19 protein-coding genes and 1 pseudogene are annotated in these 23,509 nt (G+C 43.7%); 3 read left to right on the forward strand and 17 right to left on the reverse strand.

Going from position 1 to position 23,509, the window contains the following annotated elements:
• The gene (locus tag DW025_RS06520; protein ID WP_119999248.1) at window positions 1-3,567 is read right to left on the reverse strand and encodes a DUF5717 family protein; all 3,567 of its coding nucleotides are present in this window, start codon (window positions 3,565-3,567) and stop codon (window positions 1-3) included.
• A 186-nt stretch (window positions 3,568-3,753) separates the two neighbouring features.
• Between DW025_RS06520 and DW025_RS06525 the strand changes: the two genes are divergently transcribed.
• Both DW025_RS06525 and DW025_RS06530 read left to right on the forward strand, forming a co-directional pair.
• On the forward strand, window positions 3,754-4,824 hold the full coding sequence (locus DW025_RS06525; RefSeq protein WP_117875107.1) for a pyridoxal phosphate-dependent aminotransferase: 1,071 nt from the start codon (window positions 3,754-3,756) through the stop codon (window positions 4,822-4,824).
• Window positions 4,825-4,879: 55 nt separating this feature from the next.
• Window positions 4,880-5,521, forward strand: a complete 642-nt coding sequence (locus tag DW025_RS06530) for a phosphoribosyltransferase (protein WP_022217543.1) — start codon at window positions 4,880-4,882, stop codon at window positions 5,519-5,521.
• Between the two features lie 125 nt (window positions 5,522-5,646).
• Here DW025_RS06530 and DW025_RS06535 read toward each other — a convergent pair whose 3' ends face one another.
• The 15 genes and pseudogenes from DW025_RS06535 to DW025_RS06600 form a co-directional block, all read right to left on the reverse strand.
• On the reverse strand, window positions 5,647-7,308 hold the full coding sequence (locus tag DW025_RS06535; RefSeq protein WP_243104922.1) for an extracellular solute-binding protein: 1,662 nt from the start codon (window positions 7,306-7,308) through the stop codon (window positions 5,647-5,649).
• On the reverse strand, window positions 7,305-8,099 hold the full coding sequence (locus tag DW025_RS06540) for an ABC transporter permease (protein WP_119999250.1): 795 nt from the start codon (window positions 8,097-8,099) through the stop codon (window positions 7,305-7,307). Before DW025_RS06540 ends, DW025_RS06535 begins: the two co-directional genes overlap by 4 nt.
• Window positions 8,099-8,899, reverse strand: coding sequence for an ABC transporter permease (locus DW025_RS06545; protein ID WP_004850757.1), 801 nt, complete (start codon window positions 8,897-8,899; stop codon window positions 8,099-8,101). Before DW025_RS06545 ends, DW025_RS06540 begins: the two co-directional genes overlap by 1 nt.
• Window positions 8,900-8,913: 14 nt before the next feature.
• Entirely contained in the window at window positions 8,914-10,362 is a 1,449-nt protein-coding gene (potA, locus tag DW025_RS06550; protein ID WP_004850758.1) for a polyamine ABC transporter ATP-binding protein, read from the reverse strand.
• A gap of 33 nt (window positions 10,363-10,395) precedes the next feature.
• Complete coding sequence (locus tag DW025_RS06555) at window positions 10,396-10,620, reverse strand: hypothetical protein (RefSeq protein WP_015534264.1); 225 nt, start codon at window positions 10,618-10,620, stop codon at window positions 10,396-10,398.
• Window positions 10,621-11,225: 605 nt separating this feature from the next.
• Complete coding sequence (locus DW025_RS06560) at window positions 11,226-12,119, reverse strand: hypothetical protein (RefSeq protein ID WP_119999252.1); 894 nt, start codon at window positions 12,117-12,119, stop codon at window positions 11,226-11,228.
• A gap of 52 nt (window positions 12,120-12,171) precedes the next feature.
• Window positions 12,172-13,329 (reverse strand): M20 metallopeptidase family protein, encoded by a 1,158-nt coding sequence (locus DW025_RS06565; protein WP_119999253.1) that lies wholly within the window; start codon window positions 13,327-13,329, stop codon window positions 12,172-12,174.
• Window positions 13,326-14,108 (reverse strand): TraX family protein, encoded by a 783-nt coding sequence (locus tag DW025_RS06570; RefSeq protein WP_015534268.1) that lies wholly within the window; start codon window positions 14,106-14,108, stop codon window positions 13,326-13,328. Before DW025_RS06570 ends, DW025_RS06565 begins: the two co-directional genes overlap by 4 nt.
• A gap of 313 nt (window positions 14,109-14,421) precedes the next feature.
• Entirely contained in the window at window positions 14,422-14,607 is a 186-nt protein-coding gene (locus DW025_RS15470) for an HPr family phosphocarrier protein (RefSeq protein WP_243104940.1), read from the reverse strand.
• Between the two features lie 63 nt (window positions 14,608-14,670).
• Window positions 14,671-15,630 (reverse strand): annotated as a pseudogene (locus DW025_RS06575) (carbohydrate kinase family protein); the annotation flags it as partial.
• A 42-nt stretch (window positions 15,631-15,672) separates the two neighbouring features.
• Window positions 15,673-17,130: a glycoside hydrolase family 32 protein gene (locus DW025_RS06580; RefSeq protein WP_119999257.1), complete on the reverse strand. Its 1,458-nt coding sequence runs from the start codon at window positions 17,128-17,130 to the stop codon at window positions 15,673-15,675.
• Window positions 17,131-17,152: 22 nt separating this feature from the next.
• Complete coding sequence (locus tag DW025_RS06585; protein ID WP_119999259.1) at window positions 17,153-18,247, reverse strand: ABC transporter ATP-binding protein; 1,095 nt, start codon at window positions 18,245-18,247, stop codon at window positions 17,153-17,155.
• 3 nt (window positions 18,248-18,250) lie between these two features.
• On the reverse strand, window positions 18,251-19,102 hold the full coding sequence (locus DW025_RS06590) for a carbohydrate ABC transporter permease (RefSeq protein WP_119999261.1): 852 nt from the start codon (window positions 19,100-19,102) through the stop codon (window positions 18,251-18,253).
• Window positions 19,074-19,979: a carbohydrate ABC transporter permease gene (locus tag DW025_RS06595; RefSeq protein ID WP_119999263.1), complete on the reverse strand. Its 906-nt coding sequence runs from the start codon at window positions 19,977-19,979 to the stop codon at window positions 19,074-19,076. The genes DW025_RS06590 and DW025_RS06595 overlap by 29 nt, the downstream gene beginning before the upstream one ends.
• Window positions 19,980-19,985: 6 nt before the next feature.
• Complete coding sequence (locus DW025_RS06600; RefSeq protein ID WP_119999264.1) at window positions 19,986-21,305, reverse strand: ABC transporter substrate-binding protein; 1,320 nt, start codon at window positions 21,303-21,305, stop codon at window positions 19,986-19,988.
• A gap of 255 nt (window positions 21,306-21,560) precedes the next feature.
• On the opposite strand from DW025_RS06600, the gene DW025_RS06605 reads away from it, so the two are divergent.
• Entirely contained in the window at window positions 21,561-22,586 is a 1,026-nt protein-coding gene (locus DW025_RS06605; RefSeq protein ID WP_119999266.1) for a LacI family DNA-binding transcriptional regulator, read from the forward strand.
• A gap of 106 nt (window positions 22,587-22,692) precedes the next feature.
• Here the strand turns inward: DW025_RS06605 and DW025_RS06610 are convergent, their stop codons facing one another.
• Window positions 22,693-23,367, reverse strand: coding sequence for a V-type ATP synthase subunit D (locus DW025_RS06610; RefSeq protein ID WP_119999268.1), 675 nt, complete (start codon window positions 23,365-23,367; stop codon window positions 22,693-22,695).
• Window positions 23,368-23,509 lie beyond the last annotated feature (142 nt).

Raw genomic sequence — 23,509 nt, forward strand, 5'->3', positions numbered from 1 at the left:
TTAAAGCAACATCAAATTGGCGTCGAAGAAATGGCTGTTGTACAGATATGTGTCCATTGCCTGTATGAGCTCATGGTCATTTCTTGTCTCCTGGCTAACCAGCATGCTATTGATAAGTTCAAAGCTGCTGCTTCCATCCTTATGGAATGTCTCATTTTTGAGTATGTCGCTCTCAACCACGACTGAAGTTCCAACCACTCCATCGATGGAGTAGACAAGCGACTCTCCGTGGAATACGACAACTTCCTTAACATACACTCCCGGAATTATCTCATTCATCCTCTCGGATTTGTAGTTTGCCATACTGCTGCTCTCCTGGCCAAAGCTGTAGCTGACCCATACCTGCTTTCCGCTTTCTCCCTTGAATATGACATATGTCTTGAATCTCATATCCCCTGGCAGCTTTACGATTGACTCAAATTTTCTGAAGAACGGAAGTATCTTGCTGTATTCTATAAACTGTTTTACATTTGCCTTGATCCATTCCCGCTGCTCCTCAGTGTATCGTCCACTTCGGTTGCTAAAATAATACAGCAGGCTCATTCTGGATATCTCGTCCTTTATATTGCCCTTGGCGATCTCCTTGTACAGATCCTCCATTATATATGAAGGGATCTTCTGATCCTTTATAAAATACTGGTGCGCGCAATATCTGAGGAAAGCTTTCACCACCATGCCTCGGCTGCGGCCGCGATAGTACACCTCAAATATATCGTATATGGACTCTATATATCCGTCCGCGAACATCATCTGTGCGAGTATGTTCTCAGACAGCATATCAATATTTCTGTAATTTGAATTGACCGACTTGAAGAGATTTGCCATCTCCTCGAGTGATCCGTTGTAATTGTTGATGAGATATGACAGTATCTTCTGTCCGGCGTACCCTCTCCTGTATATATACACGCATATGGATATGAGCAGCCTGCTCTCATCGTATCTCTTGTCATCGATTCCAAACTCGGCTATCTTGATCAGCTCATCTATATCCACATCCACATAGCCAAATCTGTACATTCCCTCAAATGCATTCTCATACATATCCAGAGCTATATAATATGTATTTATCCTGGAAGCATATGAAGGATCCACGTAATCCAGATCTATCTTGGACAAATATTTTCCGAGAATGTCCGCATCGAAATTCTCATGATAATACTCAACCATATGGGTAAGCGCTTCCTGTCTCACCCTGTAGCTCACCTCAGGGCAGAGTGCGATATCTCTGGCAAGATTTATCTCCTTTGCATCCCTGTGTGTAAATATATCTATATCGTTGTAGAGGAACAACAGGTATCTGTAATCCCTTGGACTGTACTCGTGACAAATGTCCAGATAGCTCCTCTCGTCTACGATTCTCTCCATTCTGTACTGTACGGTGCTCACATATCTGCCGCCGTTGTCATCCAGAAGTGTGACTATGGCAGACGGCGATATTATCTCTACATATGCCTCACCATTAACCACCGGAACCTTGACCTCTCCGCCAAGCTCACTGTGGGATACCAGTATGTGTGTTATATTCTCATTATCACACACGAACTTTCTCTTGAATATTATGTTGATGAGCTTTGTGGCAAATTCCGGTTTCACCGTATCAGGATCAAGGAATTCATCGTATATGACTGTCAGGTCATCGCTCACATTCCCCTGAAGTATCATCTTCTCCATGAAACGCTCAATGGCAGGGACAAAATCCCTGTACACCGACTTCTGGTTCTCCTTGTTCATGATGACATTTGCATATATATACGCCAGCTCCTCGTCCGTCAAAACGTTCTTGTAACTGAAATATCTGAGTATAGCCTCCGGTATCTCATCGTAGTGGTTTTTGTCCATGCTCCTGATAAAGCATTCATTCAGACCAACATACTTGAGATCCTTGTCCGATGCGTCACTGTAATATCTGTGATAACACGGATCGTACATCTTATTCTTGATCAGTATTCCACAAATGGCATCCAGAGTCGTCCTGTCATGCCTCATATCGTATATCTGCTCAAGCATCTTAAATGCCTGCTCGTCAAAATCCTTCTGTCTCGAAGCAGTCTTGACAAACTCCACGATGACATCCTCTGAGACAAATTCATTTCTCATGCCCCATCTGAGGGCTGCGATCTCAAGCGGTGCGATCTTCTTCATCATGAGAGGCTGCTTGTTGAACATGTCGCATATCTCAAAGTATATTACCGGACTGTTTACACCTGAGTTAAACAGCTTCTGTATATCCTCGTAGAGAACCCATTTGTCCTCTGTATAATTCACATCCACAAATAACAGTATCCAGAAATAGAACAGCCTGTTCTTGTCATTTGCCTCAAATCTTTCTCTGACCATGGCAGCAGTTCTGTCTATGATGAACTTCTCCCTGCGCAGAAGCGACTTCAGGTAACTGAGATAACACTTCTCCATGTCCTCCATGCTGGTGAAATTGGCGTCCGCATCTATTCTCAGGAATTCCTGCTCGACAAATTCTGTGTGTCCCTCCAGAATCTGCATATGAAGCAGTCCCAGCCTGTACATTCCATACTCCGGTCTGTATTTTATAAGGGTATTCAGGGCATCCCTGGTCTCCGCTATGTACTTCTTCAGATCGATCTTGTCCGTTCTGAAGTCAATATATGCACGGATCAGAGCCTCCTCCGCCCTCTTGATGGTGAATCTCGTCTGCCTGCTCTTTGGAGTCATCTTGATGACCTCAGGCTTTCTGATGCTCACCTGTATTCTCATATTCTGATAAGTGTTCCATATATAAATGTAACCCGATGACTCCCCGTCGTGGATCTTCTGCGGATCTATGAGGAAACTGAGGTCAAATGTGTTGCCATCGAAGCTGTTCCACTTCAGCACGCTGGTCTCCGGTATGAGGAAATCGCAGTCCGATGCTATCTTGGTATTCGTGTAGCCCCAGGTGTTCTTGGTGATCGTAACCGATGCCCTGACCAATTCGGATGGCATCTCAACCAGCAGATCGTTCTGAGCCACGGACAGTGTGAGTGCCCTCTTCTTGTGTGTATACACAAGGAATTCCTCCATGGCCTGTCCTATGGACAGTGACATTCCCAGTGTGTCATACACCCTCTGAAGCTTTTCATCCCTGCCTATAAAAGTGCGCACAAAATCCTCGCTTCCGAATATCCTTATGGCATCCTCCCAGTTCTCCTCTGCATATGCTGCAAACTGGAACAGATCCTCGAGCTTCTTACCCTCGACCTGAATATATGGAGCGACTATAGCTATATGATAAGGGATTATAAACTCTCCCCCATCAGTGATTATATTTATATGACCCTTGAAGGATTTGCCTTGCTCGATTCCTCGGGCGTCAAATGAATAGCTGACTCTGTTCTTCCTGCCCACAAATGTGTGACTCTTGAAATCCAGTATATAGCGGCTGTCGTATACCATCAGTTTCACTGCACAACTGTTTGAAGAATCCACTGTAAACTCTCCATCATACACAGTTCCCGCCTCGATATTCAATTCTATCTTGCTGACTGATATGGCTACCGCTGGTCTGTCAACCTTAAACTCACCACGAGCATACTGTTCAACTATTCCCTTCATCGTCTGGTCTCCTGTATCTATTTCTATTGTCTTTTTGTCAAAAATCACTCATAGTGGTTGTATTTGAAGCTTCCAATCGGTATAATTGACAAAAAGACATATATTCAGATTATAACAAAATATTGTCTCTTTTTAAACAATATATACAGAAAAATAACTTAAAACAACTGAAAAAGGGGTTTTTTTATGAAAAATGGGGTTATCAATCTAAAAACAGAGAATCTCCTCAGTCAGGTCGAAACTGTTCGTGCAGATCTTAACATGAATCCACTGGGAGTTCCCGAATCTGTTACTAAAGCTATTGCGGACAACATGAGTCAGTTATCAGTATACCCTGATCACAACACAAAGAAATTAAAGGAGGCCATATCCGCATACTCCGGAGCAAAGACAGACGACATAATCGTCGGCGGCAGCTCCTATGAATTTGTCAAGATACTGTGCGAATTTACCTCGCCTAAGAAAGCTATCCTGATAACACCTGGAGCACAGAATTACGAAAAGCTGCTCTCTATGAACAGCTGTGAGATAATCTACTACTCCACACCTGAGGAGGAGGATTTCACCCTCGACATCGCAGATTTTATATCGAAGTTGTCAGAGGACATCGATATTATATTTATATCGAATCCTAATGGTACAACATCACAGATAATCGATGCAGAGTCTTTGGAATTTATAGCCAAGATATGCGATGGCAATAACATAACCATGGTCGTTGACGAGGAATACATGGATTTTGTTGATGATCTGGAGAGTAATTCTGCCATTCCTCTCACATCGGAATACGAGAATGTTATCGTGCTGCGAAACACAACGAAATTTTTTGCAGTTCCCGGACTCAGGCTGGCATATATGATCACATCGAATCCTGTTCTCAAGAAAACACTTGAGATCACCGGACTGCCATTTGCGATAGGCAAGCTTGTGGAGGCCGCCGGAGTCGCCATGTTCACCGACGAAAAATACATTGCCGAATCAAGAGAGCTCATCAGAACCGAGCGCAACCTTGTGTACTCGGCACTGTCCACCCACAAGTCGATCAAGCTGTACAAACCGGCCGCCAACTTCATACTGATTCGTATCCTGAGGGATGCTATTTCCGCGGGTGATGTGGTGGATTACTGCATGCCAAAGGGACTTTATATACGAAGCTGTGCTGATATAGGCGGACTTGACAACAAATACATAAGATTCTGTTTTATGAATCCAAAACAGGATGACCTGCTGGTCAACACCGTGCTGGAAATAGTCTAGGAAATTACTGTTTTATTTACAGACAACATAATAATAGAAAAGGAGAATTTAAACTATGGAAAACATGACAACCAAGATCACATCGTCTTATAACAATGCACTGGACATCAAAGTAGTTGACGGACATTTTGCAACTAACCATTCCCACATCAACAGATACATCGATATGACAACCATCAAAAGCAGAAGAAAGATGGCTCTCGCTGCTGCCAAATCCATGGCTACAGAGTATGTTGCAACAACGATCGTTGACACCATCGTCTGCATGGACGGAACAGAGGTTATCGGTGCTTACCTTGCAAATGCCCTCACAGAGAACGGTATCGTGTCCATGAACCAGCACCAGACCATATACATCATGACACCTGAGGTTCATTCTTCAGGCCAGCTCATATTCCGTGATAACCTTCAGCCAATGATCAAGAACAAGAACGTTCTCCTTCTCCTTGCATCGGCAACCACCGGCAAGACAATCAAGCAGAGCATCGAATGTATTGAATACTACGGCGGAAGCATCTCAGGAATATCAGCTATCTTCTCAGCTACAGACGAGGTTGCAGGCCACGAGGTTCACTCTCTGTTCAGCAAGAAGGATATCGACGACTATGCTTCTTATTCCGTTGACGAGTGCCCTATGTGTAAGGCCGGCAAGAAGATAGAAGCCATTGTCAACAGCTATGGTTATTCGATGCTGTAATACCTCAGAAACAACACAACCTTTCCCTCGCCGCTCACATAAACTAAAACGGCTGCCTCGATGGCATATGGCCTTTCTTACCGAAAACCACATACCATCAAGGCAGCCGCTTATTTTATATTATTCTATTTTCCAAGATAAAATTTCTTTGACCTTTTATGATATACGATCACTCCGGCCAGTGCACCGATCACCGCTGCCACAATAAACCATGCCCATATCGGCACATCTTTGATATTGTAGCATCTGATGTTGATCCACATCTGGTTGATATCCTTGGTGGCATCCTCATCGAAATACTCCATGACCGCACTTCTCTCTATGGCGTCCTGTGACGGATACTGAGCCCCAAGCTGTCTGTTGACCTGTTCCGCAGGAGCTCTGAGAACGTAGTCAGGATCTGAGTTGTCCCCTGTGAAGAAATATCCAAGTGGATAATCAACAACATCCTCCTCGTCATCTTCTGCACCATAAGTGTAATCCAGATAAGAATATACCGTATCGTCATCCCCACCTGCTATGACTGAGGTATAACCAATGTAATACATGTTGCGGACTGCATTGTCAGGTCTTGACACAAAGTTGATAAACGCCTCGGCCGCCTGCTTTCTGTCAGCGTCACCGTCTATTCCATTTTTCAGCATGACCCATCCGTCAAAGTACAGATTTGTGCACTCCTCAGGGACCGCAAAGTCAAGCTTCACACCATCCTCCTCAGCCTGATCCATGGCATAAACTGCATCTCCTGACCACTGGTAATTCGCAACAACCTTTCCTGTTATCATGTCTGCCTTACCGCTGTCAGTCTCAAATGAATACACATTATCCTTTATGTCCTGTAGAAGATCCTGTGATTTTGCTATAGTCTCAGGACTGACATCGTTCATGATATCCTTGAGCTGCTCTGAGTAATCATCCTGAGCCCTGAATTCAGTGTCCATCAGCTTGTCCCTCTGCAGTGCTCCGACTGCGGCGAAGTAGGAATCTCTGACATTGTCTTTTATGGTGATCTGTTTTGCAAACTTAGGGTTGTTGAGGACTGTCCATGTTCCCGCCTCGTCAGCAGTCATCTTCTCCGGATTGTACAGAATTCCCGTAATTCCAAACATGAAGCCAGCCGCATATTTGCTCCAGGTCTCACCATTTATCTCATGCGTCTCAAATGTATCTCGAATATATGGCGACACACCATTTATATAATAATTCTTGTCATTGTTCTCATCGAAAAAGTCATCGGACAAAGGCTCAAGCTTGTTCTCAGACATAAGCTTCATGATCATGTACTCCGAAGGACATACAAGATCATACACATCGCCGAGAGTCAGCATATTATAGAGATCCTCATTGGTACCGAAGCACGAATACTGAACATTCACCTTCACACCATAATTCTCGTAATACCAGTTCTCGAAATCCTCCACCATGGAATTCTCACCAAATATAGTTGTTCCATTGTCCAGTTCCAGGGCTTCGTCTTCATCCCAACCACCCTCGTCAATGTACTCTTCCCAGCTGCACACCCTGAGAGTGACCTCTTTTTCAGTAGCAGATGCACCGTTGTTCTTGACAGAAGCAGAATCTCCTATATCCTCCGCTGCCATTACCGGCAGCATCTGTCCGGCAAGCAATGAAACAGCCATGACTGCTGCCGCCAGCTTTCTGGAAATCGAACGTCCAAAACATCTATGTCTTATCATCGCTCCACCCTCTCTATAATGTTTCGCCCCTCTCTGCTTCGCGAGCGGGGCAGATCGGTGGAGCGCATTAGAATTATTCACTCCGTTCATAAGCGCTCCACCTCCTTCTTTCTTCCGGCCACATTCATAGCCACAACGATTATGACAACCAGTGCAAATATGACTGTTGAGAGCGCCCACAGGGCTGTCTTAACTTCCGTCTGTGAACCCTTTGTCGCATTTACAACGTAAGTACTTATGGTGTCAAATGTCGCAGGCTTGGTGTATGTCGCGATGAAGTAATCATCCAGTGACAGTGTAACAGCCAGCGCAAATCCCGAGATAATGCCCGGAAGTATCTGAGGTATCACTACCTTTGTGAGTCCCTGGAAAGGTGTAGCTCCCAGATCTAACGCAGCCTCATACAGACTGCTGTCCATCTGCTTGAGCTTTGGCACCACTGACAGATATACGAAAGGTGCCGACAAAACCACATGGCCGATGACAAGTGGAACATAGCTGTCCTTGCTCATGCCAAATGCAACTATGAGCAGTATACATATAGAGAAACCTGTCACAACATCTGCATTTACAACAGGCACCTCATTCATGGCATTTATTGATGCTGAAGCCCATTTTTTTGAATAAAAAGCACCTATGGCACCGAGTGTTCCTAGTATGGTTGCTATCAGTGCTGAACCGGCAGCCAGAAGCACAGTTCCAACGATCATTGACCTCAGCTCATCTTTGGTGAACAGAGTCACATAATTGTGAAGCGACCATCCGTGAATGCTTCCGATATTTGCCGATGTTGTGAAGCTGTACACAGCCAGTATCAGTATAGGCATATATATGAGAAGCAGCATAATGCATATAAATATAATCTTAGACCATTTCTTCATTATAACAACGCACCTCCTCTGCTTCCGCCGTCGTCATCCGTGTACTTGTTTGTCACAAGTGTGAATACAAGTATTATCACAAGAAGGACGAGTGCTATCATGGAACCGCCGTTCCAGTTGTATGCTGAGAAGTAGCTTCCTATCAGACTACCCATGATATATGTGCTGTTGTAAAGCATATCAAGCACAACATAGTTAGTCATAGATGGCAAAAATACCATAACTATTCCGCTGACGATTCCCGGAACGGTGAGCGGAAGTGTGACCTTGACAAATGTCTGGAAGCTATTTGCCCCAAGATCCACAGCGGCCTCCATAAGGCTGCCGTCAAGCTTCAATATGGTTGTGTATATAGGAAGTATCATAAATGGCAGGAAATCATATGTCATTCCTATAACCGAATTGAGAAACGGGTGGAATGCCAGATTGCCCTCTATAACCGTGAGCACTTCCTTGAGTGCTGTGATCCTCAGTGTGAAGTTGATCCACATCGGGAGCACGAACATCATGACAATTACCGATTTCCTTTTCATCTCACTTCTCGCAAGTATATATGCGATCGGATATGCCAGCAGCAGACACACCAAAGTAGTCGCTATGGCAAGCAAAAAGCTGTATGCCAGAGTACCTATGGTGTTCGGGCTGGTAAAGAATCCCGTCAGATTGTCAAATGTAAACCTGCCCTCGCCGTTGGTGAAGGCATAATAAATAATTACAAACAGTGGTGCAACTACAAAGCATATGAGAAATAATGCGTATGGGATGCCCAGCTGTTTTCTTGAAAAACGTAAGCCGTTCATGTTCATCCCTCCATCTACCTTTTAAGTGAAAACTTCATCTTATCCTCTGGAATTATCAGGCTGACTCTGTCCTCCATGTTCCACAGGTACTCGTCATCCACGATAAAGTCCTCCTCATTGTCAGTTCTCACCACATAGCTGTAGTGGTCTCCCTTATATATAAGATTGATGATATGTCCGCAGAGTATACCAGCTTCCTCGTCATCACTCATGTCGATATCCTCTGGAAGTATAGATACTATTACCTTGATCTTCTCACGGTCTATCGCCTCACCATTTGCATCCACCAGCACGCCATCCTTCATGGCTGAACCCGGAACGATCTCCGTGAGGTCACATGATACCTTACCGTCAAATACGCCGAGGGCATAATTTCTATTGACTGAGCTCTCAATCTTGTTGATTGCAGTCTCCGATATCATGATGTGTATTCCATCAGGTTCAACATTGAGGCCAACCTTGTCTCCAACCTTGGCGGACTTTGTGGTCTGAATAACTATCTCATTCCTTCCGGACTCAACGGTGATCTCATAGTGTACACCTTTGAACACAACAGATGTCACAACTCCCTTTACAGCGCCCTGTTCAGGTGTAGTGATCATCACATCCTCCGGTCTTACTACGGCGTCCACCTTTGTTCCAATCTCCACGTCATCCAGACAGACAAATTCTGCACCACAGAATCTTACCTTTAACTTGCCCGTCATGATTCCGTTAAAGATGTTACTCTCGCCTATGAAATCCGCAACAAATGCGTTCTTTGGCTCATTATATATATCCTCAGGAGTTCCTATCTGCTGTATCTCACCCTCGCTCATGACAACTATCTTGTCTGACATGGTGAGTGCTTCCTCCTGGTCATGTGTTACATAGATAAAAGTGATTCCCAGCCTGTCATGCATTCCCTTGAGCTCTATCTGCATCTCTTTTCTCATCTTGAGATCCAGTGCGCCAAGAGGCTCATCCAGAAGAAGTATCTCTGGCTCATTGACAAGAGCTCTCGCTATAGCTATTCTCTGCTGCTGTCCACCCGAAAGCGTGGCGACTTTTCTGTCCTCAAAGCCCTCAAGGTCAACCATCTCAAGGACCTTCTTGACCTTCTTCACAATCTCTGCCTTAGGAAGCTTCTTGAGCTTGAGGCCAAATGCTATGTTGTCAAAGATATTCAGATGTGGGAACAGCGCATACCTCTGAAAGACCGTGTTGATAGGTCTCTTATTTGGTGGAAGCTTGCTGATATCCTGTCCATCCAGTAATATCTCTCCTGAAGTAGGAATCTCGAATCCTGCTATCATTCTAAGTGTCGTGGTTTTTCCGCAGCCTGAAGGGCCTAAGAACGTGACGAACTCGCCTCTCTTCACTTCGAGGTTAAAGCCGTCAACTGCTGTGAATCCATTGTCATAGGTCTTGACAATGTTTTTCAATTCAATGATATTGTTGGAATTATTGTTGTTTTTTTCCATTTATTTCCTCCTTAAGTATCGTGACATACTCCGTCACTTACTTACAGTGCCCCAACAAAGCGCATTTGTCATCTGCCATTCCAAATGGACGACAAGAGCGACCGCCCCGCCGTCAGCGGACAACAAATCCACGCTCCATGTATCACTGCTGTATATCTCACCAGCCCGGGGAGCAAATAACGAAAAGCCTATCTGATAGCTCTCCTCGCATGAGCACAACTTTATCTTGCCCTCATACTGTCGGGGAATCAAAAACATGTTAAGAAAAAACCCCTTTATGATACCGGGTGATGGCATGGATCACGGTTAGTAGCCCTATCCACCTGCCTCTCCATGTCGAGATACATTTTAAGGCACGATATCCAGGGTAAAATAGCTAACAGACTTCCTATTTTTCCCAAAATCCACGAAGATCATCCTGCATTTTATGCAGAAAAATCGACCCTGTCTCCAAACATTCCGCATATTCGCGGCTGCATCCCTGCAATTTGAAACAAAGTCGATTTATTCTAACATATAATCATTGGTAATGATATATATTTTCATTTAATTCTTTAACAAAACAGGTCGTTACCTGTTATTTCATTCTGAACAATTCCGGAATGACTCAAGAGGCAGTCACATTTTACTGAATCCATCAAATCCGAATCGCTATTCAGATAACAGTTAATAAATTCTAGATCAGAAGTACCGCCAGCTGCACCAGTGCTGACAGCCATATGAGAACCACCAGATATATCTTTGCCGCTTTTGTCATGTCGAACCTCCACACACGTCCCTTTTACAACTTGTTATTATTATGTTCTACAAGAGGGGATTTTATGCCTGAGCAGGCACAAGTTTACGCAAAGATCGTGCAAAAATCATCTGATAATCCTTCTTTCCGTTTTCCCATATTTCCATGTATATACATACGTAAGCTTCATCTGCCCGTGCTCTGACTGCCATTCAAGATGTCCGTCTTTCATCCGAAAATCTATGCCCAGCTTGTCCGTGTCTATCTCTCCTGGCTGGTATGTTCCATCTTGACCGTCACGAGATACATCGCTGATACCAGCGACCTCGTATCTCACCTTCTCAACATCCGCCTCCACCTGCGCTTTAGCCATGTAACCAGCCGCAGAAAACATAGCCAGATCAAAAATCACGGATACAAAGCCAGCCAAAAGTACAGTCATTATCTTCTTAAACAGATAGGTTCTTATCTTTCTGTCATCGACTGGTTCAAGCCTTCCTCTATATCTTCTATTGTCAGACTGTCTATAATATACAACTGCCCCAGCCACCCAGAATACAACAACAATACACAGGCATATTCCAGGAATCGACACTCCGGGGAGCCAGCGCCACCACCCTACATAATACTTTATGACCACCACTGCAAAACAAAGTGCACATGCAGCCGTGATACATGCTGATATCACGCTATCCCTGTCCCTTCCATCAACAATGCAATAATCTTCTCGTTCTCTCGGCAGATTTTCCAGCACACAATTATATTTCCTTCTGTCATCTGGAACCTCATATCCGGCCTTGATCAGTTCTCTCAGGTACAGCCATGCGTCCAGGTAGGCAAGCCACAAACCAGCCATAGGGGAAAATGTAATAACGCTGGTCACCATCATAACATCGCAAAATGTACTGACAATATCATCAAAAAACACACCACAGATCATTCCTACAAGTGTAGGAACAGATACCACCACCGCTGTGGTCAGAATTATACGCATTACGCGTCTGTCATATTTTATCTTCATACGACTTTACCCCATTTTTGAACATCAAATAACTTATTATCTCCTACCTGCACTACATCAATGCCAGCCCCACAAACATCTTAACTGCTGTCTCTATGATCTCATCCGGGAACTCGAATCCCGCCGTGTGGAGCTGGGCATGATCCTCACCATCACCTACGCCGAAGAATGCCCCCTTTGTCTCCTGCAGATAGTATCCGAAGTCCTCCGACCATCTCATCGGCTCAGCAAGTTCTGTAACCACAATATTCTGGTCAGCAGCACATTTTCTCAGTTTGTCCACATTCACAGCATGATTTTCCGTTGCCGGGAACCGCTCTATCTCCTGTATATCAAGGGTGAAGCCCCCATCGTCCGCAGTATTTTGTGCAATCTGCTTTATCTCATCCACATACCCGGCAAATATCTTTTCTCTCTCAGCCCTCACCGTCATGCGCAGCGTTCCTTCTGATGCAGCCACACCGTAATTGGCACTTCCAATATCCATTCCGATGAGCGTCATCCTGACAAATCCCCTGCTGCGGTTGTACTCCTCCGTAAGCTTCTCTACCTCCAGCAGCAGCCTGGCAAGCGCAGGTCCCGGATTCTTTCCCGCCTCAGGATATGCCGCATGGCTGGCAGCACCAGCCATATGTATCTCAAGCCCCGTTGATGCACATGCAAATGTTCCATCTATCGTCAGCACATGATTTCTCGGATATCCTGGTATGTTATGAAGCCCATAAATCTCACCTATATTCTTCTCAATTATAAGATCTCTGCACAGCCTTGCCCCGGCACCGACCTCCTCGCCGGGCTGGAAAATGAAATAGACGTCCCTGTGTGTATTTCCGCATTTTTCCATTGCACGGGACAGCCAGGCCGCAGCCCCACATAATATACTGCTATGTCCATCATGCCCGCAGTAATGTCCCGGCTTTCCATCCTGCCCACACACTGCATCCATGTCTGCCCTGAACGCGATCGGCGATCTTTCTTCATCCCCTATTCTGTCATAAGAAGATTTCAGCACCGCATAAAACCAAGCACCTCTATCCACGATCTCAAGGTCAGTATTCTCCCTGAGAAACGACATGAGCACCGCCTTAGTATGCGTCTCATGCATCGAAGCCTCAGGAATGCCGTGAAGCCTGTGCCTGAGGTCATATATCTTTGTCATCAGCTCTTTGTCAATTTCCATAACGCCTCCGTGCTCCTTCTCATCTATCACAGCCCAAGACACATCCTTATAATACCGAGTATCAGCATATGCACTGGATAGAACAGGTAATTCACCAGCTTATTCTGCCTGCCGCGCTTGCCATTGTATGTCAAAGTCAGTCCAAACCCCAACAATGCCCACGGTTCCTTGAACATCGCCAGGTAGCAGAACGGTATTGCAATTGCGGACTTTTCATGAAATATATACAGGAAATATCCTATAAGTATGGCGTGGTAGTCATAATCAACCGCAAGATTCATCGATATAAGACACACTATGGCAACTATCGGTATCGTTGCTATAAACCATACTGCCTTGGGAAGCTTCTCCATTTTTTTCCTCAGCACATCAATGATCCATATCATTGCCAGCACCATCGCCAATGTAAACATAATATTATTTGCATTCCATTCAAAGAATACGCCACTGGAGAACATGTCATAAGGGATCTCAGATATCACGCCAAATATAAGCAGCATTCCAAGATACTTCCACTTGTTTCTCGTATGGAAATATCCTTCCACCAGCATATATATGAATATTGGGAAGGCTATCCGTCCCAGGACATCAAACACATCACTTACAGCCGATATTATTCCACCGTCCAGATACGGATACAGCAAAGTCTTATTCGTATGATCTATAAGCATTGAAATGAACGCTATATACTTAAGCTGTGCTCCGGAAAGCAGACCTATTCCGTTCAATGTTATTTTTCTGCACGTTTCACAAGTTGCACCCTCTGCCTGCTCAAAGTTATTTTTTATTTTATAATTATGAACTTTCATGCAATTTCTCCTTTGTTTTCCCAACATTTACTGATGTTTTAGTCCTAATAAGTACAGTAGTCGTTTTTAGATCCCCGCACTTATGCACTACCACACTTTTCAACAGTGTTTTCACTATAAGTATAACATAACTGCATTGAATAACAGAGCTTAACTTTTTTTCAATACGCTTAAATTTATGACATTGCGCATTTACATGTAGTCAGCATATTTGCTGGATAAATAAACAAAATACCAGTCTGCAAAATCAGATGTTTTTCCAATCTTTGCAAGCTGGTATTTTTTATCGCATGTATTCAGGTTCTCAAATTTTTTATTGTATCATAAACTCTTCTATTTCTTTCAAAATATCATCCATCCGATCACCCTCTGTGTCAATCTGAAGTTTAAGCGGCCTGGACAAATCCATACTGAACACTCCCATTATAGACTTGGCATCAACTACATACTTATCATTCTTTATTGCAAAATCTGCACTTAAAGGAGCAATTGCAGCCACAAATCTTTTTACCTTATCTATCGTCCCCAGATTGATCTGAACCTCGTATGTATTCTTTGCATTTCTTCCTGATATAAGGCTCTCAATTTCTGTACGTTCTGGCATAGACTTTAGTGCACCAACTCTTGTAGTTATAATGGAAGCCGCAGCATTTGCAAATACCAGCATCTGTGTAAGCTGGTTTTTCGTAAGATTATCTAGTCCATTCTCACACACATAATTCAGAACACATGCCATAAAAGTATCTCCGGCACCAGTGGTATCTACTGTATTTTCCTGAACAAAGCCATCTTCTTTTACCTCAATATCGCCATACAAGGCTATGCTTCCATCCTTACCCATAGTAGCACATATGAGTTTCGGAGAATATCTCTCTTTTATGATTTTGATTCCTGTCTCAATATCGCTCTGTCCTGTCACAAATTCTATCTCATTGTCAGATATCTTAAGTATATCGCATACTGACATACCATATTCCATCTTTTCCTTTGCGCGCTCAAGGTCATCCCACAATGGTTCTCTGAGATTTGGATCAAATGAAATAATTTTTCCATTTTTCTTTGCATAGTCAACCGCAAGCTTTGTAGCCTGCTCCACGCTGTCGTCTGTCATAGAAAGAGTGCCAAAATGGAATATCGTCGCATTGCCTATAATTGACAAATCCACATCGTCTTTACTGAGCATCATGTCAGCACCAGGGTTTCTGTAAAAGGAAAAGCTTCTGTCTCCATCCGGCGTATTGTTTACAAATGCAAGAGTTGTAGGGACCTTATTGTCTCTGGAGAGCCCCGATATATCAATTCCCTGGTCTTCAACTGTTTTTGCCAGAAATTCTCCAAGGAAATCATTGCCCACCTTTCCAATAAAAGCGGTTTTCCTGCCAAGCTTTTGCAGCATAGCCAGAACATTGCACGGAGCGCCTCCAGGATTTGCCGCAAACATAAGATCACCTGTCACATTCACTTCTTTTTTTGCAAAATCTATAAGCAGCTCACCAAGTGCAGCCACATCATATTTACACATATTAAGACTCCTTTCAAAATTTGATCAATCAGAGCATATTACCTATATGTTCAGATCGTATTTCTCCACCTCAATTTCCACACATCCGTCAGTTTCAAATACAATATCCTGAGCATTGCGCGGTGTATATATAACTGTAGACAGCACCTGTTCTCCATCATTTACAAATATCTCTATGGAATTCCAATCCATCACTATTCTCATTTTTGAAAGTCCATTGCCATTCTTGATTTTGACCTTGCGCACACAGTTTGTATCACGTATCCATCCCGCAAATGTTCTGTCTATCTCAAGCATTTGTGTTCCCGGGGTATAGCTGACATTGGTTTCATGAATCTCATCCTTTGCAAAGTGCATTGTAAAATGTCCGCATTCAGCTTTCTTTATATCAACTGTCATATCGATAACTCTGCCGTTAATGCCTTCATATGTCTTCTCACCACGCAAAGTATCATTAACTACCAGCTTGTTCTGCCTGTATCCACAAAGCTCTCTGACCGGAGTCTGAATCAGCTTGCCGTCAGAGATCATTAGTTCTCTTGGAACTGACATCATACATGCCCACTTCTGTCCACGTGGCAGCGTATTTACGCTGTCCCAGGACTGCATCCAGCCAATCATCACCCTTCGGCCATCAGATGTTCTTATAGTCTGTGGTGCATAAAAATCAAATCCACTGTCCACAGATACCGCTTTTTCATACTTGAAAATATGTTTCTCTTCATCCACATCGCCTGTGAAGAATACCACGTTATTTCCATTGTGAAACTCTCCATCTGCTGACATGTCCTGTGGGGATACTATAAGCACCTTATGTCCATCCATCTCAAAATAGTCTGGGCACTCCCACACTGCACCAAATCTGCCTGTTTCATCCTTTGCAAATACTGATTCAAATTTCCAGTTGTACATATCATCTGAAGAGAACAGTACAACCTGAGGGATTCCATCATATGTCCGGTTTCCAGCCAGCATATAGTACCTGCCGTCCGCATCCTTCCAGACCTTCGGATCTCTGAAATCAGCACGGCTGCATTCCTCCGGCATGATCTTCCCATCAACAACAGGATTGCCGGATATTTTTTCATAACTAATTCCATCGCCTACAGCCATACACTGGTTTTGTATAACATTCTTAGTTCCATCAGCCAGTTTTTCCTCAACTACTCCTGTATAGAACAATACATGCTTCCCGTCATTCTCTATTGCAGTTCCTGAAAAGCAGCCAAATGCATCATAATCCGAGTCAGGTGCCAGTGCTGTTGGAAGCTCCTCCCATCTTATAAAATCATCTGAGGTGGAATGTCCCCAGTGCATAGGTCCCCACTCCGTGCTGTATGGATGGAACTGATAAAACAAATGTGCCTTTCCTCCATATATGGAAAATCCATTAGGGTCGTTTAACCAGCCCACCGGAGTTGTAAGATGGAACTCCGGCTTGTCTGCTCTGTCTACTCTGTTCTTTTCTATATATTCATCTGCCTTCTGGCATGTATACATACTGTGACCTCCTTCTGTTTGATTAGATTGTTTTTTCGGTTGTGCTGTCAAAGAAGTGAAGCTTATGTGGCATGAATACGAACGAAACCTTGTCGCCTATCTGGCTTATCTCATACTTTGATACTCTTGCAACAGTCTTGCTTCCAGCAAACTGGAAATACAGATTATTTTCATTTCCCATGATCTCTGTATCCTCGATAACAGCGCTGAATGTATTATCCTTATAGAGATCCAGATTCTGAGGATCGAACTTGATATCTTCTCCTCGAATACCGAGTATCACATTCTTCTGTCCATGATCGCTCAGCTTCTTGACAGTCTCGTCTGTGAGCTTCATTCTGCTTCCATCCTTGAATGTCACTCCATCGCCATCCAGCGTCACGTCAAAGAAATTCATCTGAGGTGAGCCTATGAAGCCTGCTACAAAGAGATTGACAGGGTGATCATAAAGCTCCATAGGAGCTCCTGTCTGCTGTACAACTCCGTCCTTCATGATCACTATACGATCTGCCATGGTCATAGCCTCAACCTGGTCATGTGTTACATATATAGTAGTACTTCCAAGATCTCTGTGAAGCTTGCTTATCTCACTTCTCATGCTGACTCTGAGCTTTGCATCAAGGTTGGAAAGCGGCTCATCCATGAGAAATACTTTCTGATCCTTCACTATAGCACGTCCAAGCGCCACTCTCTGTCTCTGTCCACCAGAGAGATTCTTCGGTTTTCTGTTTCTGTACTCCTCAAGTCCGAGGATCTTGATTGCCCAGTCGACCTTTCTCTTTATCTCATCAGCAGGAACCTTCATGTTCTTAAGTCCATATGATATATTCTTCTCAACTGTCATATGAGGATAGAGTGCGTAGTTCTGGAAAACCATTGATATACCTCTGTCTCTTGGCAGTACATCATTCATACGCTTTCCTCCGATGAACAGATCTCCGCTGGAAATCTCCTCAAATCCGGCTATCATACGAAGAGTTGTGGATTTACCGCATCCTGAAGGGCCGACAAATGCGATGAACTCCTTCTCCTCTATGTTAATATTTACATCTGTTACAGCATTCTTGCTGCTTCCCTTATATTTTTTACATATATTTTTTAACTCTATAAAACTCATATTTTAACCCTCCTTGGATCCTGTTGATACGACACCTTCTACTATCTGTTTTGAGAATAATGAATAAATTATAATTACCGGAATTGTGATCAGTGTGATTACAGCCAGCGTCTGCCCCATGGTCGTGTTGTCATTTGAAGTTATGGCATTCAGACCAATCTGAGCTGTGAGCAGATCGCTTGATGTAAATACAAGTGATGGCCACAGATAATCATTCCATACATTCAAGAATGTAAATACACTGACAGTTGCAACAACGCTCTTTGACATAGGCAGTACCATGGTAAAGAAATATTTTACAGGACTGCAGTAATCAAGCTGTGCTGCCTCATATATATCATCTGGCAGACTGATAAATACCTGTCTGAACAGGAAGATATTGAATGGGTTTACTATCATCGGAAGCACGTATCCAAGCACGGTATTGAGGAGTCCTAGCTTTGCGATGAAAATGAAATGTATAGTAATGATCGTCTCCATAGGTACTATCATGAGAAGCATGATGATCATCAGCCATCTCTCCCTGAAAGGGAAGTTGATCTTTGCCAACGCGTATCCGGCAAGTCCGTTTACTATAACCCCTGCAACTATAAGAATAAATGCATAGAGCAGTGTGTTCCCCATATACTTGAGGAAATCAGTATTTGTGATTATCGACACATAGTTGTCAAAGAATCCGCCGGTTAATGCCGGTGGAACAAATGCCTTGATTGAATTCATGTCTGCTGTTATGACCGCATCTGTTTTGAACGAATTGGCCAGCATCCAGATAACAGGGAACAGGAACAGAAGTGAGAGTGCAAGCATCACTATCACCAATATCCAATTAATTGTTTTTTGTTTTTTTGTCCGCATGCTTTTTCTCCTCCTTATCCTTTGTCAGTATAGTCTGTATGATTGTAAGTATCATGACAAATATTGCAAATACAATCGCCATGGTTGAAGCAAGTCCAATCTCCCAGTTTACTGTACCGGTCTCATATATGTCATACACCATTGTATATGTTGAATGTGATGGTCCGCCGCCAGTCATGACCATAGGCTGGACTATCATACGGAAAGCTCCAATCGTTATAGTTATAAATACAAATACACACAATGGTTTGAGTTCAGGAAGTGTGATGTCTTTGAACTTCTGCCATGCAGATGCGTGATCCATCTCAGCAGCCTCATAGAGCGCCGGATTGATCTGCTGCAGACCTCCGAGGAAGATTATCATCTGGTAACCCATTCCCTGCCATGCACTCATAAAAGCTATGGAAGGAAGTGCCTGAGATGCACTGTTGATAAACGGCTGTGCGCTTATGCCCAGATGTGCCAGAAGAGAATTGAGTATTCCCTCAGGGCTGTATATCTGTATCCACAGTGTAGATACAACCGCCAGTGACATTACAACTGGTATAAAGAATGCTACCTTAAAATAAGTCTTGCATCTGGTGACTTTATTTATAAGAAGTGCCAGCACCAGTGCTCCTATTCCCTGAAGCGGAACTATGATCACCACAAACTTGATAGTATTCACAAATGCCTTGAGATAATCCTCATCCTGGAAGATCTGTATATAATTTCCCAGGCCTGTAAAATGTGTCAGCTTTGGATTGAGTGCAAAGAAATCAGTAAAGCTGAACACCAGTGTGAGTATCATCGGCAGAAAAAGGAATATAGTCAGCAGAAGTAATGCCGGGCCAAAGAAGGCCATTCCCATTATCGATTCTCTTTTTTTCTTTTTCATAATCTTTTACCTGTAACGCTTCAGCTTAGCGTTTATCCTTTCCACAGATTTATCCAGCTGATTCCCCACATCTTCACCACTCAGCACACAGTTCTCAAGCACCTGCTGGAATGATGTGCTCACCTGAGGATAAACAGGTGTCTTTGGTCTCGGATGTCCATACTTGGAAAGCTGATTGTAAAGTGCACTGTAGTTCTCATCCGTCTGAAATATGTCTATACTCTCAAACGCCTCGTAAGTTGAAGGGAACGTCTTGGTATCATTCCAGAGCATCTTGCCGCTCTCAACACCGCTCATCCACTGTACAAGCTTAGTCGCGCCCTCAAGATTCTCTGTCTTGGATGAAGCTGCATACGCCCATGATCCAGTCGGTGTATATCTTTCACCATTCCAGTTGTCACCCACTACATAAGGCGCAACACCAAAAGATACATCAGGATAGCTTGTATACAAGGTATTGACTTCCCAAGCACCATCAAACTTAAATGCTGCTCTGCCACTTTCAAAAAGGTTCTGGATAGGAACGCTGCTCATGTAGCCATTTGCCAGTATAGTCTTGAAATAATTCACAGTGTCCGCATTTTCCTTTGAATTGAACACGCCGTCCACCTTAAGTCCCGTGTCATCAACAAGGCTGCCACCATTTGACCAGAAGAACGGTGCATAGTAGTAAATAGTTGCCTCTCCCACCGGGAATGTCATATCAAGTGCATAGCCGCCCTTCGCCTCACATACCGGCTTTACCTTCTCAAGAACATCAAGGAACTCACTGAATGTCCATGGATGATCACCATCAGGTACTTCAACTCCCGCTTCTTTCAATATATCCTTATTGTAATAACAGCCGACGCTGGACTCCATGGCACCAAGTGCATACAGCTTATCATTGTATGTACCCTGTTCGATGATGGAATCAAGATAAATACTCTTATCGTCATCACTTATCTCTGCCAGTGGCTGGATGATTCCATTCTCAGCATATGCTGCAATATTGGGTCCATCGACAGTAAGGACATCCGGGAGATCTCCCGTCATAACAGAGGCATTGATCTTGTCTGAATATCCTCCGCCACTGTCATTTCTCGGTATAAATTCTATATCTGCGAAATATGTTCCGTCATACTTCTCATTGAACGCCTCCACCGACTTCTTATAACACCGGCCTTCGTCAGTATCTTCTATGGAATGAACCCATATGGACAAATACTGTTCCCCTTCATCGTAACCGGCTATTCTGCCCGGCTCCGGCTCACTCTTGCCACATCCGGCAAGACATCCGGCAAAAGCTGCTGCCGCAAGAAACACCATCAAAGACTTCTTTCTCATAAACTTCTCCTTTCGCGTTATGTAACCGGTTAAGTAACCGGTTACTTTGATGTTCTTATATTATCACCAGAACATTTCAAAGTCAACCTGATTTTCATACTTTTCGCTTATTTTTTCCGCTCGGATTATGTTATAAATAAAGGAAAGTAACCGGTTATTTATTTTGTTGCATTATTGTGTATAAATGAGTATACTGGACTTAGTTTTTGGATATCTGCTCTGAAAATGTAGATATTCATTTTGGGAGGATATTAAATGAATAAAAAGAAAGTCACATTTGACGATATAGCAAAATACACAGGTTTTTCCAAAACAACGATATCAAGATATTTCAACAATCCTGATTCCGTCACTCTGGAAAATCAGGATAAGATATCACAGGCATTAAAAGATCTGAACTACCAGGAAAACAAACTGGCTAAAGTCCTTGCAAACGGCAAGACCGAGTTCATCGGTCTCATAATTCCCAATCTGTACCTGCACTACTATTCAGAGATGCTCAACCAGCTGCTTCTCACATACAAGGACTACGGCTATAAATTTCTGGTATTCCCGGGAAGCGGTGATGAGGAACTGGAGCGCAGATATATCCAAGAGCTTCTCGCCTACAACATAGAAGGGATGATCATCCTCAGCCACACTATATCATCACAGGAACTGGCATCCTACAATATCCCTATCGTAGCCATAGAGCGTGAGGACAAGTACATCGACAGCGTCAACACCGACAACTACATGGGGGCAATGCAGGCCACAAGTCTGCTTATAAGGAATAACTGTGATGTACTTATACATATCAATTCAAATGTTCCACAGGAGATACCAAGCTACAAAAGAATTGCAGCCTTTGAGGATGTATGCCGCGAGCAGAAGGTCACATATGAGTTGTTCCTTCGGGAACTGGGCAACACATACCGTGATACGTACAACAAAATATATGACATTTTCTGCGAGATAGAAGAAAAGTATCCGACTAAGAAGAAAGGAATCTTCATAGCCAATGATACATTTGCAAGTATTCTGCTGAATATTATCATCAGAAAATACGGTTCTCTTCCGGAAAGCTATCGTATAGTCGGTTTCGATGGTTCCCCAATCGCAGAGGATGCCATCATACCTATCTCCACCATCGGTCAGCAGATTGATGTTATAGCCCACACAGCCATGGAGCTTCTGGTAAACGAAATGGACGAACGCAAGAAAAGGAACCCCCATATAAACACAGTTCCCGTCCACAAGAAGATCACACCCGTTCTTCTGCGAAGGGATACAACCGACTAATTCAATATTCAACCAAAAGATCAAACCGCCAACACCCCTTTATTTATCTGAGGTGTTGGCGGTTTTTATCAAAACTTTTGTCCTATAAGTTTAAATATCATTCTGTCTACTGCGCATGCTCAAACTGATGCTCTTTGTAGTGATGAGCCTCCTCCAGCATCATGTCCTTGACCTTCATAAGTCTGACCTGAGTGCTTCGCTCATTCTCATCAAGCTTCATGCTTATATACTTTATGCCCTCCCGGGTCTCCGGGATAATGACATGCTCAAGAGCATTTACGCGCCTTCTGGTCTTCTCTATCTCCGCTGCAAGCATCTGGCAGGACTTCTCAACCTCCGCCAGCCTCAGCATATCAGGAAGTATATCCGAGAGGGACTTCACTGCATCATCCAGCTCTCCGGATGTAAATGCAAATCCATATGAATATATGTCATTTGAATTTGCGCTTTTCGTCTTATAGTCGTACACCGGAATGTCAACACTCATTACATTCCTGTCGCCAAGAGCGATCCGCACCTCCTGCTTCGGAGCCATGAGCGCCGTACTCAATGTCTGCTCATTCATCCCCGCCTTCGCTATTACGAAGTTGGTGTTGGCAGCTTTGATGCCAGCCTCAACCTTCTTTCTCAGTTCCATATTCTCTCTTGCCATGTCAAGGAACTGCCTCATCAGTTCATCTCGCTTATCCTTCAGGAGCTTATGACCTCTGGACGCCGTAACCAGCTTCTTCTTAAGCCTTGTCAGCTCCATACGTGTAGGATTGACAACCACATTAGCCATCCGTCTTCTCCTTTCTTCCAAATATATTTTCAAGCTACTTGACATGTATTACAAAGACAACGTGTATATGGCAATTTTGCACGAATGCTTTAAATATATAGCAATCCACTGCATTACCATGAGCAGGACATTTGAGCCCGCC

The organism is Coprococcus sp. AF38-1 (assembly GCF_003603945.1).
In the GTDB taxonomy this organism is placed as follows: Bacteria; Bacillota; Clostridia; order Lachnospirales; family Lachnospiraceae; genus Coprococcus; species Coprococcus aceti.

Coding starts and splice junctions, on each gene's coding strand:
- DW025_RS06535 (WP_243104922.1), bottom strand. CDS start 7,308: ATGAACGGAGTGAATAATTCTAATGCGCTCCACCGATCTGCCCCGCTC.
- DW025_RS06590 (WP_119999261.1), bottom strand. CDS start 19,102: ATGCGGACAAAAAAACAAAAAACAATTAATTGGATATTGGTGATAGTG.
- potA (WP_004850758.1), bottom strand. CDS start 10,362: ATGGAAAAAAACAACAATAATTCCAACAATATCATTGAATTGAAAAAC.
- DW025_RS06580 (WP_119999257.1), bottom strand. CDS start 17,130: ATGTATACATGCCAGAAGGCAGATGAATATATAGAAAAGAACAGAGTA.
- DW025_RS06600 (WP_119999264.1), bottom strand. CDS start 21,305: ATGAGAAAGAAGTCTTTGATGGTGTTTCTTGCGGCAGCAGCTTTTGCC.
- DW025_RS06540 (WP_119999250.1), bottom strand. CDS start 8,099: ATGAAGAAATGGTCTAAGATTATATTTATATGCATTATGCTGCTTCTC.
- DW025_RS06545 (WP_004850757.1), bottom strand. CDS start 8,899: ATGAACGGCTTACGTTTTTCAAGAAAACAGCTGGGCATCCCATACGCA.
- DW025_RS06610 (WP_119999268.1), bottom strand. CDS start 23,367: ATGGCTAATGTGGTTGTCAATCCTACACGTATGGAGCTGACAAGGCTT.
- DW025_RS06555 (WP_015534264.1), bottom strand. CDS start 10,620: ATGTTTTTGATTCCCCGACAGTATGAGGGCAAGATAAAGTTGTGCTCA.
- DW025_RS06595 (WP_119999263.1), bottom strand. CDS start 19,979: ATGAAAAAGAAAAAAAGAGAATCGATAATGGGAATGGCCTTCTTTGGC.
- DW025_RS06605 (WP_119999266.1), top strand. CDS start 21,561: ATGAATAAAAAGAAAGTCACATTTGACGATATAGCAAAATACACAGGT.
- DW025_RS06560 (WP_119999252.1), bottom strand. CDS start 12,119: ATGAAGATAAAATATGACAGACGCGTAATGCGTATAATTCTGACCACA.
- DW025_RS06570 (WP_015534268.1), bottom strand. CDS start 14,108: ATGAAAGTTCATAATTATAAAATAAAAAATAACTTTGAGCAGGCAGAG.
- DW025_RS06520 (WP_119999248.1), bottom strand. CDS start 3,567: ATGAAGGGAATAGTTGAACAGTATGCTCGTGGTGAGTTTAAGGTTGAC.
- DW025_RS06530 (WP_022217543.1), top strand. CDS start 4,880: ATGGAAAACATGACAACCAAGATCACATCGTCTTATAACAATGCACTG.
- DW025_RS06525 (WP_117875107.1), top strand. CDS start 3,754: ATGAAAAATGGGGTTATCAATCTAAAAACAGAGAATCTCCTCAGTCAG.
- DW025_RS06585 (WP_119999259.1), bottom strand. CDS start 18,247: ATGAGTTTTATAGAGTTAAAAAATATATGTAAAAAATATAAGGGAAGC.